At 68.3% G+C, this 16,969-nt stretch carries 16 protein-coding genes; 9 read left to right on the top strand and 7 right to left on the bottom strand.

Annotated elements, in window-relative coordinates; all coding sequences use genetic code 11:
* Positions 1 to 67 precede the first annotated feature (67 nt).
* The 3 genes from KIP79_RS30095 to KIP79_RS30085 are packed head-to-tail and all read left to right on the top strand — an operon-like array spanning position 68 to position 2,092.
* A complete protein-coding gene (locus KIP79_RS30095; RefSeq protein WP_214108330.1) occupies positions 68 to 901 on the top strand; it encodes a cyclase family protein in 834 nt (277 codons plus the stop codon).
* 4 nt (positions 902 to 905) lie between these two features.
* Positions 906 to 1,526 carry an SRPBCC family protein gene (locus KIP79_RS30090; RefSeq protein ID WP_214108329.1) on the top strand — a complete coding sequence of 207 codons (621 nt, stop codon included), beginning with the start codon at positions 906 to 908 and terminating at the stop codon, positions 1,524 to 1,526.
* Positions 1,523 to 2,092 (top strand): carboxymuconolactone decarboxylase family protein, encoded by a 570-nt coding sequence (locus tag KIP79_RS30085; RefSeq protein WP_214108328.1) that lies wholly within the window; start codon positions 1,523 to 1,525, stop codon positions 2,090 to 2,092. Before KIP79_RS30090 ends, KIP79_RS30085 begins: the two co-directional genes overlap by 4 nt.
* Positions 2,093 to 2,147: 55 nt before the next feature.
* Here the strand turns inward: KIP79_RS30085 and KIP79_RS30080 are convergent, their stop codons facing one another.
* The 4 genes from KIP79_RS30080 to KIP79_RS30065 form a co-directional block, all read right to left on the bottom strand.
* Complete coding sequence (locus KIP79_RS30080) at positions 2,148 to 3,353, bottom strand: Dyp-type peroxidase (RefSeq protein ID WP_214108327.1); 1,206 nt, start codon at positions 3,351 to 3,353, stop codon at positions 2,148 to 2,150.
* Positions 3,346 to 3,894 carry a copper chaperone PCu(A)C gene (locus KIP79_RS30075; protein WP_214108326.1) on the bottom strand — a complete coding sequence of 183 codons (549 nt, stop codon included), beginning with the start codon at positions 3,892 to 3,894 and terminating at the stop codon, positions 3,346 to 3,348. Before KIP79_RS30075 ends, KIP79_RS30080 begins: the two co-directional genes overlap by 8 nt.
* A gap of 89 nt (positions 3,895 to 3,983) precedes the next feature.
* Complete coding sequence (locus KIP79_RS30070) at positions 3,984 to 4,517, bottom strand: MFS transporter (protein WP_214108325.1); 534 nt, start codon at positions 4,515 to 4,517, stop codon at positions 3,984 to 3,986.
* A gap of 79 nt (positions 4,518 to 4,596) precedes the next feature.
* Positions 4,597 to 5,064 (bottom strand): Lrp/AsnC family transcriptional regulator, encoded by a 468-nt coding sequence (locus KIP79_RS30065; RefSeq protein WP_214108324.1) that lies wholly within the window; start codon positions 5,062 to 5,064, stop codon positions 4,597 to 4,599.
* 115 nt (positions 5,065 to 5,179) lie between these two features.
* Here KIP79_RS30065 and KIP79_RS30060 point away from each other — a divergent pair, with 115 nt between their 5' ends.
* From KIP79_RS30060 to KIP79_RS30040, 5 genes are all read left to right on the top strand, one after another.
* A complete protein-coding gene (locus KIP79_RS30060) occupies positions 5,180 to 8,635 on the top strand; it encodes an indolepyruvate ferredoxin oxidoreductase family protein (protein ID WP_443611864.1) in 3,456 nt (1,151 codons plus the stop codon).
* Between the two features lie 188 nt (positions 8,636 to 8,823).
* A complete protein-coding gene (locus KIP79_RS30055; protein ID WP_214108322.1) occupies positions 8,824 to 10,080 on the top strand; it encodes a YibE/F family protein in 1,257 nt (418 codons plus the stop codon).
* 176 nt (positions 10,081 to 10,256) lie between these two features.
* On the top strand, positions 10,257 to 10,484 hold the full coding sequence (locus KIP79_RS30050; RefSeq protein ID WP_214108321.1) for a hypothetical protein: 228 nt from the start codon (positions 10,257 to 10,259) through the stop codon (positions 10,482 to 10,484).
* A 92-nt stretch (positions 10,485 to 10,576) separates the two neighbouring features.
* Complete coding sequence (locus KIP79_RS30045) at positions 10,577 to 12,676, top strand: DUF6571 family protein (RefSeq protein ID WP_214108320.1); 2,100 nt, start codon at positions 10,577 to 10,579, stop codon at positions 12,674 to 12,676.
* Positions 12,663 to 13,220, top strand: coding sequence for a hypothetical protein (locus tag KIP79_RS30040; RefSeq protein WP_214108319.1), 558 nt, complete (start codon positions 12,663 to 12,665; stop codon positions 13,218 to 13,220). The genes KIP79_RS30045 and KIP79_RS30040 overlap by 14 nt, the downstream gene beginning before the upstream one ends.
* Positions 13,221 to 13,332: 112 nt before the next feature.
* On the opposite strand, the gene KIP79_RS49700 is transcribed toward KIP79_RS30040, so the two are convergent.
* From KIP79_RS49700 to KIP79_RS30025, 3 genes are all read right to left on the bottom strand, one after another.
* A complete protein-coding gene (locus tag KIP79_RS49700) occupies positions 13,333 to 14,349 on the bottom strand; it encodes a lytic polysaccharide monooxygenase auxiliary activity family 9 protein (RefSeq protein ID WP_308169962.1) in 1,017 nt (338 codons plus the stop codon).
* Positions 14,350 to 14,667: 318 nt separating this feature from the next.
* Positions 14,668 to 15,003: a hypothetical protein gene (locus KIP79_RS30030; protein WP_214108317.1), complete on the bottom strand. Its 336-nt coding sequence runs from the start codon at positions 15,001 to 15,003 to the stop codon at positions 14,668 to 14,670.
* 81 nt (positions 15,004 to 15,084) lie between these two features.
* Positions 15,085 to 15,372, bottom strand: a complete 288-nt coding sequence (locus KIP79_RS30025) for a hypothetical protein (RefSeq protein ID WP_214108316.1) — start codon at positions 15,370 to 15,372, stop codon at positions 15,085 to 15,087.
* A 91-nt stretch (positions 15,373 to 15,463) separates the two neighbouring features.
* Here KIP79_RS30025 and KIP79_RS30020 point away from each other — a divergent pair, with 91 nt between their 5' ends.
* Complete coding sequence (locus KIP79_RS30020; RefSeq protein WP_214108315.1) at positions 15,464 to 16,504, top strand: helix-turn-helix transcriptional regulator; 1,041 nt, start codon at positions 15,464 to 15,466, stop codon at positions 16,502 to 16,504.
* The last annotated feature ends 465 nt before the right edge of the window (positions 16,505 to 16,969 follow it).

Raw genomic sequence — 16,969 nt, 5'->3', positions numbered from 1 at the left:
GCCGTACCAGCCCATCAGATTTCACTTCCATCGAACACCTATCAGTCACATTGAACGGAGCCACATCATGCGGATCGTCGACCTGACCCACCCCTGGGGCATCCACACTCCCGGCTGGGTCGGTTACCCGGGCGGCAAGATGTACTACACCCAGAACCTCCAGACCAACCAGATCGTCTCGCAGCGGATCGAGAGCTCCCTGCACAGCGGCACCCACCTGGACGGCCCGATGCACGGCACCGACGGCGGCCTGGACATGGCCTCGCTGCCGCTGACCAAGCTGATCCACCCGGGGGCCATCGTGGACGTCTCCGACGTGGTGTCCGACTGGGACCTCATCGAGCCCGAGCACATCACCGGCAAGGTGGAGGTCCGCAAGGGTGACATCCTGATCATCCACACCGGGTTCATCGACTACTACCAGGGCCGGGAGAAGCAGGACCTGGTCCGCTACTTCACCATGCACCCGGGCGGCAGCCCGCGGCTGGCCAGGTGGATGGCCGAGATGGAGATCGCCTGGTGGGGCATCGACGCCGGGTCCGGCGACCACCCGATGAACACCACCATCCGCAACATGCGCCCCGACCTGCTGAAGAAGTTCGAGGAGCACGTGGGCATGAGCTACCGGGAGTTCTTCGGCGAGTACACCTACACCCACCACATGTCCGGCCGGGAGATCACCTCCGATATCTTCCCCATGCACCACCTGGCCTTCCAGGACGGCTGCATCCACGCCGAGAACGTCGGCGGCGACCTGAAGACGGTGCTCAACCAGCGCGCGATCATCGGGGCCTTCCCGTGGAAGATCGAGGGCGGCGAGGCGTGCCCGTGCCGGATCATGGCCTTCTTCGACTGCGGCGCCGACGAGGTCATCGAGGGCCTGGCCGGCCGGAAGGGCTGACACCGTGCTGCTCAAGAACGAGTTCGAACTCGACGCCGACCTGGATCTGGCCTGGGCGCTCCTGACCGACCTGGAGCGCATCGCGCCCTGCATGCCGGGGGCCCGGCTGGACGGCCGGGACGGCGACGCCTACCTGGGCAGCGTCCGGGTGAAGGTCGGCCCGATCGGCGCGCACTTCACCGGGACGGCCAGGTTCGACCACCGGGACGACGCGGCCCGGGTCGCGGTGATCGCCGCCAGCGGCAAGGACCCCCGCGGGCAGGCCACCGCCGCCGCCCGGATCCACGCCCGCCTGGAACCGGTCGGCCCGGCCAGGACCCGGGTGCTGATCGACACCGACCTGGACATCTCCGGCCGGATGGCCCAGTTCGGCCGGGGCGCCATCGCCGACGTCAGCAACCGCCTGATCGGCCAGTTCGTCAGCAACCTGAGCACCCAGCTGGTGCCCGCCGACACCCCCCGGGAAGCGGCGGCCCCACCCCCGCCGCCGCAGGAACCGGAGGCGGGCGGCCTCAACGCCGCCGAGCTGATCCTCCCGGTGCTCCGGGACCGGTATGGCAAGGCGGCGGCGGGCGTCCTGCTGGGCTTCCTGCTCGGCTGGCTCGTCTTCGGTCGCCGGCGATGACCGAGCGCCTGCCCCGGCTGACCCCCGCCGACCTGGACGAGGCCCAGCACGCGGTCTACCAGGCCATCGCGGGGGGAGACCGGGCCAAGGGCGTGCAACACTTTCCGCTCACCGCCGCCGACGGCTCGCTGCACGGACCGTTCGGGATCATGTTGCACGCCCCGGGCGTCGGCCTGGCGTTGCAGGCTCTCGGCGCGGCCGTCCGGTTCGGCGCCGACCTGACTCCCCGGATCCGGGAGATCGCCATCCTGCAGACGGCGCACGCCACGGGGAGCACCTTCGAGTGGTGGGCGCACGAGCGGGTCGGCCGGGCGGCCGGACTCACCGGCCCCGAGCTGACCGCGCTCTCGCTCGGCGCCTTCCACTCCCCCGACCCGGCCGAGAACGCCGCCGCCACCTTCGTCGCGACCTTGCTGACCTCGGCCACGGTCACCGACGCGGAGTTCGCGGCGGCCTCGCAGGTGCTCACCGACCGGCAGTTGATCGACCTGACCGTGCTGGTCGGCTACTACCGGACGCTGGCCCAGCTGATGACGGTCTTCGCGGTGGGCGCGCCCACCGGCTGAGCCTCCCTCCAGAGAGCCGGGGCCCGCGGTGAGCGGGAACGAAAGCCGTCATCCTTCAGGTCAGGATCGTCTCGCCGATCCAGCCATCAGGGCCGCAGCCCGGCGGGATCAGGAACACGGCCGAGCCGATCGGGGTCGTCCACTCGTTGAGCAGGTCGGCTTCGGCCAGGCGTTGTTGCATCGGGACGAACTGGCGGGCGATGTCGGCCTGGTAGGAGGCGAACAGCAGGCCCGTGTCGGGGACGCCGTCGGCGGTGAGGCCGTCGTCGTAGTTGTAGGGGCGGCGCAGGATCCGCGAGGCCGGGTCCTCGACGCGGGCGCGGCGGATGTGGGCGTACTCCGAGATGACGGGGAACCCGGCCGGGGTGAGCCGTTGGAAGTCCGGTTCGTCGTGCTCGCGGGAACCGGTCAGCGGCGCGCCGTCCGACAGCCGCCTGCCGATGGTGAACTCCTTGGCGGTGGGGTCGGCGGCGTCCCAGGTCTCCAGGTCGGTGTGGATCCGGCGCAGGACCAGGGTGGTGCCGTGGCTGTTCCAGACGGCGCGGTCGAACTCGGCGGTGCCGGGGAGCGGATTCACGGTGCCGTCGAGCTGGCCCATCAGGTTGCGCTGGGTGCGGCCGGGCTCCTCGGTCTGGGCGGCGCGGCGGAAGCCCCGCTGGGTCCACCGGACGGTGGCGAACGCGCGGGCGTCCTTGACGATCATGCGTAGCGTGTGGCTGACCGTCAGGGGGTCGTCGGCGCAGATCTGGACGAGCAGGTCGCCGCCGCTCCAGCGGTCCTGGAGTTTGTCGATGGAGAAGGCGGGCAGCGGCGCGACGGACGGCGGGGCGGCCAGGCCCGCCGCCTGGAACAGGCCGGGGCCGAAGCCGAAGGTCACGGTGAGCCGGGCGGGCAGCGCCGCCAGCTCCGGCTCGGTGTCGGCCAGGGCGGCCCTGCCCTGGGTGAGACGGCGGGCGTCGTCGGTGAGCAGCCGCAGCAGCCGCGTCACGCCGTCCCGGTCGACGCCGGCGCGCAGGTCCAGCCCGAGGAAGACCGCGTGCGCCTGGGCGGGGGTGGCCACGCCGGCCTGGCGCGGCCCGTGGAAGGGCTCGGTGGTGGCGCCCGTCGCAGCCGCCGTCGAGGCGGTCCTGTCCTGCGGTTGGGTGAGCGCCACCCCGGCGCCCGCCATCCCGATGCCTGCCGCGCCGAGGGCGAGGGCCCCTCCCCTGATGAGCCCTCGCCGGGAGAACCGCGGCGCCGGAGGTGGGGTCGGTTCAACCATGCGAGCCGCCCGGCTGGTAGTTCTCCTTGGCGCCCGCGTAGGGCTTGCCGACAGCGTTGAACTTGAACGTGCTTCCGTCCTTGAGGGTGAGCGTGAACGGGATCTCCGCCCCCGGCTTCACCTCTTTCGTGACGCCCATGAGCATGATGTGGTCACCGCCGGGCTTCAGCACGTGGGTGCCGTGGGCGGGGACCAGGAAGCCGCCCTTCTTGGGCTGCATGACGGTCTTGCCGCCCGAGTTCACGACTTCGTGAAGTTCCGCCTTGGGCGCGAACGGCGTGCTCGCCGACACCACGACGATGTCGGTGCCGGAGTGGTTGACCAGGGTGCCGAACGCGGCGGTCATCCCCTCCTTGGTGGTCTTGACCCAGGGGTCGGTGATGGTGAGCGCGGTGGCCGTCGCCGTGGACGAGGAGGTCACCGGAGCTATCGGACCCGTCACCGCGGCGGCGACGGATGATGCGGCTCCATGCGAGCCGCAGGCGGAGGCCGCCGCGACGGCGGCCAGCGCGAGTGATGCGAAGGCATGGCGCGTTGACATGGAAATGCCCTTCTGACAAGCACTGATGAACTCGGCGGCGTTCGCACGCCGAAACGCCCCTGATCCAGGGGTTGGTGGGCCTGAGAAGGTCAGGCCGTAACGGTGCTCACAGAAGGCGGCGGGCCGCGCCGACCCACCTCATGGCCGAGCATGACGGGACGCGGGATCGTGATCCGCTCCACCATGGGCGGCACGCTGGAGGTGTCCGCCGGATCGGCGACCGCCACGGCCAGGGGCCGCAACCGGCTCTCCAGCCGTCGCAGCAGCGCCCACACGAAGGCCTCGCCGCGCGCCAGCCACAGCGCGGTCATCCCGGCCGCCCACACGTGCGCCACCAGCATGCCCAGCCCCGAATGCGCATGGTGCTGAGCCGCGAGCGGCTCCACGCCGTGCCCGTACGAGAAGAGCACGTGCAGCCCCGCCTGGGATGCCGCCAACGCCGGGAAAATCACCGCTTTGGATCGTTCCCGCCCCGCCAGCACACCGGCGAACAGGAAGACCGCGACCAGGGCGATCACCACAGTGCCCGCGGAAACGCCCCCACCAGCGAAAACGTGCGCCCCGATGCCGAGTACGACCGAGACCACGGCGAAGGCGGCGGCCCGGACGACTCTCAGCAGCATCGTGGCTGACATTGCGCCGCCATCATCGCACGTCACCGGCCCGCTACCAATCTGACCTTCACACCAGTCACATCAATGCTCAAACGCCCCCCGGTAGCGGGGGTCCGGCGGCGTCGCGTTTCCAGGAGCCGAGTACCAGCAGGGTCTTGGTGCCGGTGACCTCGCCGGTGCGGCGCAGGCGGTCGACGACCTGCTGGAGGTGTCCGAGGTCGCGGACGCGGATGTGGATGAGGGAGTCCTGGTCACCGGCGATGGTGAACACCGCCTGCACCTCGGGGACGCCGGTCGCGGTACGGACGATCCTGCTGACCGGCGTGGTCCCGGCGTAGCGCAGCTCGGTGAAGGCCTCGATGCCCCAGCCGAGTTTGGCGTAGTCGACCTGCACGGTGAAGCCGGTGATCACGCCGATCTCGCGGAGCCGGTCCACCCGCCGTTTGACGGCGGCCACCGACAGGCCGACCTCGGCCGCCATCTCGGAGAAGGTCCGGCGCCCGTCCTCGCGCAGCAAACTCAGCAGCCGATGGTCGATGTCATCCACATCTGGCACGATGTTCCGTCCTCTGCGCAAAGAAGAAGAGCCCACTCTGGAGTCAATGTAGAGATTTTTGCGTCTTGTGTGCATCTTGTGGCCAGATACTTGCGTATGTCCATATTGCGTTGCTGTGCTGGGGTCCTTACACGTACCACCCCCCAGGAGCGTGAGCATGACTCCCCTTCAGGTGTCGCTCGACGACAAGTACGCGGCAGCGGACGGGACAGTGCTGATCTCGGGCGTTCAGGCGCTGGTCCGCCTGACGCTCGAACAGCGTCGCCTGGATCGTGAGCGCGGCCTGAACACGCGGGTCTTCGTCTCCGGCTACCAGGGCTCCCCCCTCGGCGGCCTCGACCTGGAGATGGGACGGGCCAGGAAGTTCCTCGAACCCGCGGGGGTGGTGTTCCGTCCGGGGCTCAACGAGGAACTGGCCGCCACGGCCGTGGCCGGCACGCAGCTGCTTGACCAGGTCCCCGGCCGCCGGCACGACGGGGTGACCGGCTTCTGGTACGGCAAGAACCCGGGTCTGGACCGGGCCGCCGACGCCATCCGGCACGGCAACGTCATGGGCACCTCGCCGCTCGGCGGAGCGGTGGCCTGGATCGGGGACGACCCGGAGAGTAAATCCTCCACCGTGCCCAGTTCCTGCGAACCGATGTGCCAGAGCCTGTCCATGCCGCTGCTGGCGCCGGGCTCGGTCGGGGAGATCATCGAGTTCGGACTGCACGCGGTGGCGCTGTCGCGCGCCACCGGCCTGTGGACCGGTCTGAAGATCCTCGCCGACGTCGCCGACGCGTCCGCCACCGTCGACCTCGGCGCGGTACGGCCGGACCTCCCGCCACCGGCCAGGGCCAACCGCGGCAAACCGCCCACCCTGGTCGGCGCCGCTTCCCTGGACGCCGAGCACGACATGCTCACCCGCAGGCTCGGCCTCGCCCGCGAGTACGCGCGCGCCCACGGGCTCAACCGGGTGATGTTCGAGGCGCGGCAGGCCAAGCTGGGCATCCTCGCCTCCGGCGCCGGCTACGCCGTGGTCCGGCGGGCGCTGGCCGACCTCGGCGTGGACAAGGCTGCGATGGACCACCTCGGACTCCGGCTGATCCGGCTCGCCATGCCGTACCCCCTCGACCACAAGGACCTGGCGACCATGAGCGCGGGTCTCGACACGGTGCTCGTGGTGGAGGACAAGACGCCCTTCCTGGAAGGCCAGCTCAAGCAGGCGCTGTACGGGAGCCCCTGGTCCCCCGACGTGATCGGCCGTGACCTGCTGACCGCCAGGGGCACGCTCGGCGCCGCGGACGTGGCCAAGGCGCTGGCCGCCTGCGTCGACCCGGACCGGCTGCCCCGGACGGCGGCCGTCCTGACGCCGGCTCCCCAGCCGCGCCGCCAGCTCCCGGTGGTCGCCGCGCGTACGCCGTTCTTCTGCTCGGGCTGCCCGCACAACGCCTCCACCCGCACCGCCGACACCACGCTCGTCGGCGCGGGGATCGGCTGCCACGCCATGATCGCCCTGGACGGCAAGGGCAGGGGCGCCCAGATCGGCATCACCCAGATGGGCGGCGAGGGGGCCCAGTGGTTCGGCCTGGCCCCCTTCACCCAGGACCGGCACTTCGTGCAGAACCTCGGCGACGGCACCTTCCACCACTCCGGCTCGCTGGCGATCCGGGCCGCCGTCGCGGCCGGGGTCACCATGACCTACAAGCTCCTCTACAACGACGCTGTGGCGATGACCGGCGGCCAGCGCGCCGAAGGCCGGCTCGACGTCCCCACGCTGACCCGGTCGCTGGCCGCCGAGGGAGTCCGCCGGATCGTGGTCACCACACCCGAGCCGGACGGCTACCGCGGCGTGCGGCTCGCGCCGATCGCGTCGGTACGGCACCGCGACGACCTGCCGGACGTGGAGCGGGAACTGGCCGGAATCGACGGGGTCACGGTGCTGATCCACGACGACCGGTGCGCGGCCGAGGAACGCCGGCTGCGCAAGCGCGGCACCCTCCCCACGCCGCGGGCCAAGATCGTGATCAACGAGCGGGTGTGCGAGGGCTGCGGCGACTGCGGCGATGTCTCCACCTGCCTGTCGGTGCAGCCGGTGGAGACCGAGTTCGGCCGCAAGACCCGCATCCACCAGGCGTCCTGCAACTCCGACCTGAGCTGCCTCAAGGGCGACTGCCCGTCGTTCCTGCTCGTGGAGCCCCGCGCCCGCCGCCCGCGTACGGTGCCGGAACTCACGGTGGAACTGACCGAGCCGGTCATGCGCTTCCCGGATCGGGCGGTGCTGCTGCGCATGCCCGGCATCGGCGGCACCGGCGTCGTCACGGTCTCGCAGATCCTGCAGATGGCGGCGCACCTCGACGGCCTGCACGCGGCCGGTCTCGAGCAGACCGGCCTGGCGCAGAAGGGCGGGCCCGTGGTCAGCGACGTCCGCGTCTCCCCGTGGCCGATCATCGGCTCCATCCGCGCGACGCGCGGCACGGCCGACGTGCTGATCGGCTTCGACCTGCTCGGCGCCGCCGCCGACGGCAACCTCGCGACCGCCTCGCCGGAGCGTACCGTCGCCGTGGTGAACACCGCCGTCGTGCCCACCGCCGCCATGGTCACGGGGCGCGTCGCCGTACCCGGCACGCCCGACGACGCGCTCGCCCGCATCGAGTCGGCCACCGACCGGGCCGGCAACCTCTACCTCGACACGGGCGGCCTGTCCGAGGCGTTGTTCGGCGACCACATGCCCGCCAACCTGCTGCTCGTCGGGGCGGCCTACCAGCACGGCTGCGTCCCGGTCTCTGCGGCGGCGATCGAGCGGGCGATCCGGCTCAACGGGGCCGCGGTCGAACAGAACCTGGCGGCCTTCCGCTGGGGGCGCGCGGCCGTACTGGACCGCGAGGCCGTGTTCCGGGCCGCCTATCCGTCGGCTGCGCCGGTGGAAGCGGCCGGTTCTGAGTCGCTGGAGGAGGCGCTGGCCGTGCGGGTGGCCGACCTGACCGGTTACCAGAACGCGGCCTACGCCCAGACGTATGCCGAGGATGTGCGGCGGGTGGCCGCGCTCGCCGTCGAGAACGCCGGGGAGGCGGCGGGCGCGCGTGTCGGGCTCGCGTACGCCCGTGGGCTGCACAAGCTCATGGCGTACAAGGACGAGTACGAGGTCGCCCGGCTGCACCTGGACCCGGCGGAGCAGGCGCGGCGCGAGCGCGAGTTCGGTCCCGGCGCCGTGGTGTCGGTCCTGTTGCACCCGCCGGTGCTGCGGGCCCTGGGCATGCGGCGCAAGATCAGGCTGCGCCGTTCGGCGGGGCTGCTGTTCCGGGGGCTGCGCGCCGCCCGCGGGCTGCGGGGCACCGCGCTCGACGTGTTCGGCTACGCGAAGGTACGGCGGGTCGAACGGGCCCTGATCACCGAGTACCGCGACCTGATGAGCCAGGCCCTGGCCCGGCTCACCCCCGCCACCGCCGAGGCCGTGACCGAGATCGCTGCCCTGCCGGAGGCGATCCGCGGCTACGAGGACATCAAGCTCGCCCGCGTCGCCGACTTCCACGAGCAGGCTCGGACCCTTCTCACCCAGCTCAACGAGCGCATGCCCGCGACGGCGATGTAACGGTTTGACATATCGGCCTGCCCAATATTGCCGCCGAACTGGGCAAATATCACCGCGTAGTACGACTTATCCCTATAACGGTTCTGATGACGGGTTGACCTGCTGATCTTCGCTACCCAAGACTTCCACCCATCGAGCGTCCGAAGCGGGCTGACCTGCCGCCCGCCGGGCGCCAGCTGGAGGATCTGTTGACCAGGCACGCCCACACCCATGACGGCGTACGCGGCCCCACCCCCCGCCGCACGCTGATCGTGCTCGCCCTGGTGCTCGTGCCGCTCGCGCTGGCGACCCTGGTCGGCCTGGCGCTGCTCTGGCCTGGGCAGACGAACCAGCCGGCCCCCGGCGCCGCGAACCCCCAGCCCGCGCGAGGGGTCACCCATCCCGAGGCGACGGTACTGGCCATCAGCCCGTACGAGTGCCCGGCCATCAATCAGCGTCCCGGTCCCACCGGGACGCAACGGATGGTGACCTGCGCCAACGTGGAAGTCCTCGTGGAGACCGGGCGGGATCAGGGTCAGCGCGTCAACGTCGACGTGCCCGCGGAAAGCTACCGGGCCGGCATGCGGACCGGCGACCGGATCAGGTTGACCCGCGTCTTCAACCACCTCGACGGTCCGTCGGCCTACGGCTTCTACGACTACGCGCGCCAGACCCCCATCGGCGTGCTGGCGATCGCGTTCGCGGTCGTGGTCGTCGCGGTGGCCCGGCTCCGCGGCCTGGCGGCGCTGATCGGCCTGGGTCTCGCCTTCCTCGTACTGATGAGGTTCATGCTGCCCGCACTACTCGCGGGCGAGTCCCCACTCCTGATCGGGCTGGTCGGCTCCTCGGCCATCATGTTCATCGTGCTCTACCTGGCCCACGGCTTCTCGGCCCGGACCACCACCGCCCTGGTCGGCACGCTGTTCGGCCTACTCTCCACGGCCGGGCTCGGCACCTGGGCGGTCCACGCCGCCCACCTGACCGGACTCGCCGACACCGAAGGAGTCGCGCTCACCGCACTCAACGGGCGAATCGACCTGTCCGGCCTCGTCCTGTGCGGCATCATCGTGGCCGGACTCGGCGTCCTCAACGACGTGACCATCACCCAGTCCTCCGCCGTCTGGGAACTCCACGAACTCTCCCCCAACCGCTCAGCCCGCGACCTGTTCACCAGCGCGATGCGCATCGGCCGCGACCACATCGCCTCCACCGTCTACACAATCGCCTTCGCCTACGCCGGCGCCACCCTCCCCATCCTCCTCCTGGTCGACACCTACGGCCGCCCCCTCCTCGACGTACTCGGCACCGAGGCGGTAGCCGAAGAGGTGATACGCACCCTGGTCGGCTCCATCGGCCTCGTACTGGCCATCCCCCTCACCACCGCAGTCGCGGTAGCAGTAGTCAAGTCGACCGCCACCCGCCCCCACACCGATCCACAACAGGACAAGTCCGGCATCGAATCTTGATCGGCCGTCCCCTTACCGGGCACGAATGACCAGATCGGGAAATGTACCGGGTTTAGGGATGAAACAACACCAATTAGCCAGTCCTGCCAGGAGCCTTTTATTCGGGCGGGTGCGTGGCTACCATACCGGAGGATATTCATCACACTGCGGAGGAAGTTTTCACGCCCGGGAGATGCATGGCCACGCAGGGGGAGATCGACGCGGCTCGGCAGAAGATTGAGCAACTGATTGATCAGCATGGCAATGACGTGCGGAACCTGCTCAAACTCATCGACAGCGGAGCGATCAAGGGGAAGGCCGCGAACACCCTCACCCGGGAATTGGAGGGGTTCGACGCGGGTCTGAAGAACGTCTTCCGTCGCGCCTTGGCTCTAGTGGACAGTGCCCAGCCTGACAAAGTTTGACAAGGAGGGTGCGTGAACGGGCCTGCGGTAGACCTCCGCTACCGGTCCCCCTCGGCGTCGACCACGATCGGCGGCTCGCCAGGTGGGGGGACGTGGTGAGCGCGGGCTCAGGAATGGTGGGTATCGATCCGACGTTGATGACCCAGCTCATCAACCAGGCCAAGCGCGCCGGCACCGAGTTGCCGTCGGTCTCCCAGCAGATCGACCAGATACTTGCCACGCTGAACCTGTCGTTGACCGGTCCGGGGACGCTCCGCGATATCGGCCATCAGATCGGTGCCCGCGTGCCAGATCTGCAGCGCCGTCTGGACCTGATCCTGGCCGCACCTGAGGTGGAACTCGGGGGCGCAGGCATCTTGTGGGCTGACGATTCCGGGTGGCTGACTGCGACACCGGCCGCCGGGGCGGCCGAAGCCAGGTTGCTCGCCGACAGGCTTCGCGTCGAGGCCGGCAACGGAAAACTGAGCGCGGAGACCCTTGCCGACCTGAACAAGTACCAGAACGATCCTTACTTCGCCGCCGCCTTCGCCCGCGAACTCCCGAACCTCAAGGGCCTCTTCGCCCAACTCTTCCGTGCCGACGTGCTCAGTCAGTCCGGTGCCGATACGCGCGCCTCGGTCAGCGCCCAAGACCAGGAGAAACTCGCCGCTGCGCTAAGCGGCATCCTCGGCACGGCGTCAAGGCTCAAGGGCACCTTGAAAGTTCAAGGCGGCTACGCTGACAGGCTGATCGAGGATCTCGGCTCGCCGGAAACCGCCTTCGCACTCAACAAGCTGCTGAGGTACGGGACGTTCGAGGAGACGTTTCTGCTCGATCTGGCCACAAAGGTCTACGACTACGAGCGCTCGCAACCTGCGGGCACGCCATACTGGCAAACGGTGAATCCGAGCGTGGGCGCGGCAAGCCGCTGGGGTGCCACGGTGATGTTGCCGCAAACCGATCCGATGGCGGCTGTCATGGCCGCGTTCGCCAACAATCCCGCCGCGGCGCAGGACTTCTTCACCGACCCGAAGCGCAAGCCGCTCGCTTATCTGATGCGGGAGCGGGACTGGCGCGCCGGCAACGACGACGACCTCGGCCGGGCCATCGAGGCGGCCACCACCGTATTTCGCGACCACGAGGAGCCGCCTAGGCAGTCGCGCGGCTGGAAGTCGGCGTTGATCGCCGCTTGGGCTGTCCACTTCTGGAAAGGCGAGGATGTCCAGAGGAACCTCCCCAACACGCGCGACAGCGCGGGTCGGCTCTTGGCCTCCTATGTCAGCGACGTGAACTCCGCAATGCGGTGGAGCGGGGACAGTCAAATCGGTGTCCGCTCGGGGGACCCGGATCGGAATCTCGCCGGTGTGCAGCCCTATGGGGCGGATTTCACAGCAACAGGTTTGAAGCAGGCCATGACCTGGGCCTTCACGGACAGCGGCGCATTCAAGTCGGTAGCCGCCGCCCAGGCGCAGTACAGCGCCGAGGTGCTCGATGCCCAGGCTGCCAAGCTCAAGGACGAGGTGGACACCGTATTCGCCAAGTGGAAGGCCGACCACCCGGGTGCGACTGCGAAAGAACTGGACGATCAGCGTCAGGAGGTCCTGGAGGATCGAATGAACGCCCACGGAGGTCAAGCATTCAGCTCGCTGACACGCGCGTTGGCCTCCACCTTCGGGGTAATTGTCGATGCCGGAGCGATCTCCGATATCAACGAAGCCAAGAAACATGACGCGAATGTGCAGGCCTTCGCCGACATCGTGAACAGCGCGAGTGGACTGGTGCCGTTGCCGAATCTGGTCAGCCAGAACCAACTTCTGGAGTGGGGAATCGATCAGGCGAAGGAGGCGGGAATCGGGCAGATCTCATCTGACTATGAAGGAGAAGCGCGGAGCCGTGCTCAGGAGACTCGCGACCAAACCGTGGACCTGTTCCGTGACATCACAGCCGGTGCCATGATGCGCCACGGTCTGTTCGGCGACGGTGGTGTTCCGGCGGTCACCCATCCGTACAGTATGGAGAATTCCAGGCCAGGTACGGTCGGTGACTTCTTACGGAAGGGCGAAATCGTCCCGTGGGAGCGAATGACGACCGATCAGCAACGTGCCTACATCGAGTGGATCACCTACGTCGACACTGGGCGTGTCTTCTTCGACCCTGAGTCCGCCATAGACGATGGGTTCAAAAAAGCTGAGAAATACTATGAACGTCAATAAAGGCGGATGGGCGCTCGGGCTCATGGTGCTGCTCGTGGCCGCGTGCTCCCAGCAGCCGGACAACCGGCCCTTGGGGGACGTTGTCCTCAGGGGTGCGGGGTGCGAATTGCTGGCGGAGCAGGCCGTGCGACTGGCTACCGGGGTGGAAAATCTCCGTTTTAACGGGCAATTGGTCCACGGTCGACCGTTCCCGAAATGCGAGGTCTACGAGAAACTCGGGGGGGTCAGTGAAGGCGACCTGCTGTTCGCCGTCGATCTTCAGGAACCGGCGATGAATACAGCGGAGGAGGAGGTCAGCAGTCGCCTCAAAAATGGTTTTCCTCCCATTCCCGCTGATATCGGGAAAGGCGTCAGCGGCTCCATCAGAGACAGTGACGACGACCAGGTCATCGGCATGTTCGCGCAGACCTACCGTGGCACGCGCCTGCTCACCATCGAGATCTACAAAGAGGCGCCCGGCAGGGATCGCAAAGCGGACGCGATCGAGTTTCTCCGGCAACTCGGACCGGTCCTTCTGGCTCAGACTTCCACGCCCGCATCTTGACCCGTATGGTGCAGGGCGATTTGGTTCATCGCCGCTCTGGGTCGTGGTGGTGACGTGATGGGTGCGCCCGCCCGCGGAATGATCCGGCGGGCGGGCGTGGGTTGTTAGGTGATCAGGTGGCGCTGCAGGTCAGGGTTGGTGTGGTGCCGGGGGTGCCGTTGGCGAGGAAGCCGAACGTTGTTGCGGCTCCGGCGCCTAGTGAGCCGTTGTAGGAGACGTTGCGGGCCGTTACGGCGGAGCCGCTGCTGGTTACCGTTGCGCTCCATGCCGAGCTGACTGTCTGGCCGCTGGTGTACGTCCAGTTGACCGTCCAGGCGGTGATCGAGGCCGAGCCGGCGACGACGCGGACCTCGGCCTGGAAGCCGCCGCTCCACGAGTTCACGAGCTGGTAGGTGGCCGAGCAACCCCGGCTGGCGGTGGGAGTGGGGCTGGGAGAGACCGTGGGCGTGGGAGTCGGCGTGGGGGTGCGGCTGGGGGTGGGCGTGGGAGTCGGAGTAGGCGTGGGTGAGGGGTTCGAGCCTACGAAGTTCACGTCGCTGCAGAAGTAGTACGACTGGTCCATGTGGCTGGCCTGCCAGATCGTGAACACGATGTGGTGGCCGGAGCGGCCGGGGGCGTTCACCTCGACAGGGGTCACGGCACCTGTGGGGACCTTGCCCGTCTGGCCGACCAGTTCCAGGTCGCTCCAGCGCAGGGCCTGCGTCTTGGGGTTGAAGCCCTGTTTGGTCGCGTACACGCGAATGTAGTCCGCGCCGTGGATGGCCTGGTCGAGGAGGTTCAGCGTGAAGCGGGCGGGCTTGTCGACCGTCTTCCAGTCGCCGATGGCGTCCATCGCGGCGTAGCGGCCGTTCTGGGTCCTGCCGCCGCTGCAGAGCTGGCCGTCGGGGATGGCCGCCTGGTGGTTGCCGGCCACGCCCTCGCGGTACAGGCCGTTCCAGTTCCACATGGCCTGGACGTCAGCCTGCCAGGCCTGCCAGCACATGGGGTCCAGGGTGGCCATCTGCGGGTTCTGGAAGTCGCTGCCCCAGCGCTGCCAGCAACCGTAGTTCCGGGACGGGGGGTCGCTCACCGAGCCGTGCGCCGACGCGGGCACGACCAGCGCGGTGGTTAGCAGCAGCGTGGCGCTCACGGCTGCGAGCAGACTTCGGAGCAATCTGCGGGGGAGCGTATGCACAGGGTTCCTCCTGGAGTTGAGGGTGCATTCGGGCGCCACGATCTCCTAACCGCAAGTCAGGAACAACGGTGATGCGCGGCCACGCGCAGGCGAACTGGGCTTTCGCTCTCATTAGGGTGAAAGGTTCAAGTTTTTTGTTGGGCGTGGAAACTTAACCGAGGTGGTTCGTCTGGGTGTTCGCGGCTCGAGCGTGGTGAGGTCCTGGGCAGGCTGCTGACGGTGTTGTGATCCGATCTCTATCTCACCGCCGAGCCGCCGTCGATCAACCAGCCGTTATGAGCCCACGGGCCTGAGAAAGCTGTTGAGGACCACGAGGCCCTTTCCGCACTTTTCGTCGACCTCGTGCTGGAGTTCCGGTGTGGCCAGCCAGACCCCGATTTCGACCTGGCCCGTCAGTTCGTCGACCGAGCCGGAAAAGACCCCTTTGATCTCCTTGTATGCCCTTTTCTGGAGGGTCTCCAGTTCCTCCTGGGTGTGCTGGGCCTGGCTCAGGCACAGCGCGCCACCCCAGAGTTCGCGGATCATGGGCTCGCGGGTGGCCACGTCGCCGGTGAAACGCAGGTTCAGCACCAGCCGCTTGGGCGTATCGCTCCATGAACTGGAAGTCATTGGCGTCGTAGCCTTCGAGCTCCTCCAGGTAGCACCCTGAGACGGTCGAACACGATGATGGGTTCGCCGCGGCGGGAACCCTCAGGATTGTTCGACCAGTTGGAGAAGTCTGGTGTTGGGGGTGCCGACCAGTGCCGGCGCGTTGGCGGGCGTGGACCATACCCGGGTGGTGAGGAATTCCAGGAATCTTGTGGCCTCGTCCTCGGAACCGAAGTCGAGGTCGATGAGCACGTAGCGGTCGTCGTCCGATGGGCGGTGGACTCGGTGACTCAGCACACCGCTGCTGCGGCGCATGTCGGCGAAGCTGTCGAACGCCTGCTTCCACGTGCCGAAGTCGCTGATCGCGTGCTCGATGTGCAAGGTGACCACGGTGTTCTCCTTCCGGCTGACCTGACTGCCCCAAGGATGGGCCCGTGCTCGCGGTCGGAGATATCCCAGAAGTCTGGGTACGCTTCGCCTCGTGGCGGCGTCTCTCGCTCACGAGCGCATCCGTGAGCGCATCGTGCGGTTGTGCCGCGGCGCAACGCAGGCGCGGCAGTTACGCGCGGAGGTGCTCGATCAGCTGCGCCACGTGATCGAGTTCGACTTCTACGTCTTCACGCTCACCGACCCGCGTACCTGTGTGGGCTGCGATCCCCTGGCCGACGTGCCGCTCCTCGACGAGCTGCCGCGATTGATCAAGCTCAAGTACGTCACCGCCGTCAACCGGTGGACCAGCCTGAGTGAACCCCCGGTGGCGCTGCTGTGGGAGGGCACCGACGGGCGGCGCGAGCAGAGCCCGCTGTGGCGCGACATGCTGGAGCTCGCCGGCATAGTCGATGTCGCCTCCGTGGTGTTCCGTGATCGTTTCGGCTGCTGGGGTTTCCTGGACCTGTGGCGAGCCGCGCCGGCGACACCGTTCACCGACGCGGACGCCGGCTTCCTCACTGCGGTCGCTCCCCCGGTGACCGAAGCGCTGCGCCGCTGCCAGGCCGCCACGTTCACGGCCCCACCTGGGGACACCGGCCCGCACACCCCGCTGGTGCTGCTGCTGTCACCGGAACTGACGATCCGGGCCCAGACGCGGCAGACCCACGACTATCTGCGCCAACTCCTGCCGACCCCCGCGGAGCGATCCCCTGTCCCTGCCGCCGCCTACAACGTCGCCGCGCAGTTGGTCGCGCTGGAGGAGGGCGTCGACGAGCACCCGTCCGCCGCGAGCGTTCATCTGGCGCACGGAGTCTGGGTCACGCTGCGGGCGGCCAGAATCGGGGACGGCGACATCACGGTCACCATCGAACACGCCACACCGGCGGAACGACTGGACGTCTTCAGCCGAGCCTGCGCGCTCAGCGCCCGTGAAGGCGAGCTCCTCACGGTGCTCGCGCACGGAGCCGACACCCGCCAGGCCGCCTCGCGGCTGAACCTGTCCCCGCACACGGTGCAGGACCACCTCAAGTCGATCTTCCTCAAGACGGGTACGCGGAGCAGACGCGAACTGTTCGCCCGAGTCCTCGGCTGACCGGCTTTTCGCGCCGCAGGCCGTACCGGGACGATAGGGCCTGCGGCAGGGTGTGACGTCAGGGAGTGCGGCCGCGGTTGGTGCCGGCGGGAGTGGTCGCGCCCACGGGAAGGCGCAGGGGGCGACGGACGCCGATGCCAAGGCGAGCATGGCAAAAGCGCCGGGTCGGCGGAGATTACACATATTCTTCTTCCAGCGATTCAGCTGATAAGTCAGGCGACACCCGACACACAAAGTAGTCACGCGAATACCCGAAACAAGATCGCCACGCCGGACGTGCGCCCCCGCTGAAACCCGACAAGGTGACCGACCATCCATTTGACCACGGAGAACCACCCCCGGCGGTAAACCAGCCGATTCCCCGTGATCTTGTAGATTGGCCTTTGTACGCGCCGAAGGTCATTGACGCCGCACGTCGGAAAGTTGGGTTATCGCAATGTCCGGTATTGCAGATACGAGAAAATT

The organism is Acrocarpospora catenulata, assembly GCF_018476525.1.
GTDB classification, from domain to species: domain Bacteria; phylum Actinomycetota; class Actinomycetes; order Streptosporangiales; family Streptosporangiaceae; genus Acrocarpospora; species Acrocarpospora catenulata.
Note: the sequence above shows the minus strand (reverse complement) of the source record. Positions and strands in the feature narration are given on the sequence as shown.

What these genes read in the sequence shown, in the direction of transcription:
- KIP79_RS30095 (WP_214108330.1), top strand. Translation starts at nt 68, where the DNA reads ATGCGGATCGTCGACCTGACCCACCCCTGGGGCATCCACACTCCCGGC.
- KIP79_RS30085 (WP_214108328.1), top strand. Translation starts at nt 1,523, where the DNA reads ATGACCGAGCGCCTGCCCCGGCTGACCCCCGCCGACCTGGACGAGGCC.
- KIP79_RS30080 (WP_214108327.1), bottom strand. Translation starts at nt 3,353, where the DNA reads ATGGTTGAACCGACCCCACCTCCGGCGCCGCGGTTCTCCCGGCGAGGG.
- KIP79_RS30075 (WP_214108326.1), bottom strand. Translation starts at nt 3,894, where the DNA reads ATGTCAACGCGCCATGCCTTCGCATCACTCGCGCTGGCCGCCGTCGCG.
- KIP79_RS30070 (WP_214108325.1), bottom strand. Translation starts at nt 4,517, where the DNA reads ATGCTGCTGAGAGTCGTCCGGGCCGCCGCCTTCGCCGTGGTCTCGGTC.
- KIP79_RS30050 (WP_214108321.1), top strand. Translation starts at nt 10,257, where the DNA reads ATGGCCACGCAGGGGGAGATCGACGCGGCTCGGCAGAAGATTGAGCAA.
- KIP79_RS30040 (WP_214108319.1), top strand. Translation starts at nt 12,663, where the DNA reads ATGAACGTCAATAAAGGCGGATGGGCGCTCGGGCTCATGGTGCTGCTC.
- KIP79_RS30030 (WP_214108317.1), bottom strand. Translation starts at nt 15,003, where the DNA reads ATGACTTCCAGTTCATGGAGCGATACGCCCAAGCGGCTGGTGCTGAAC.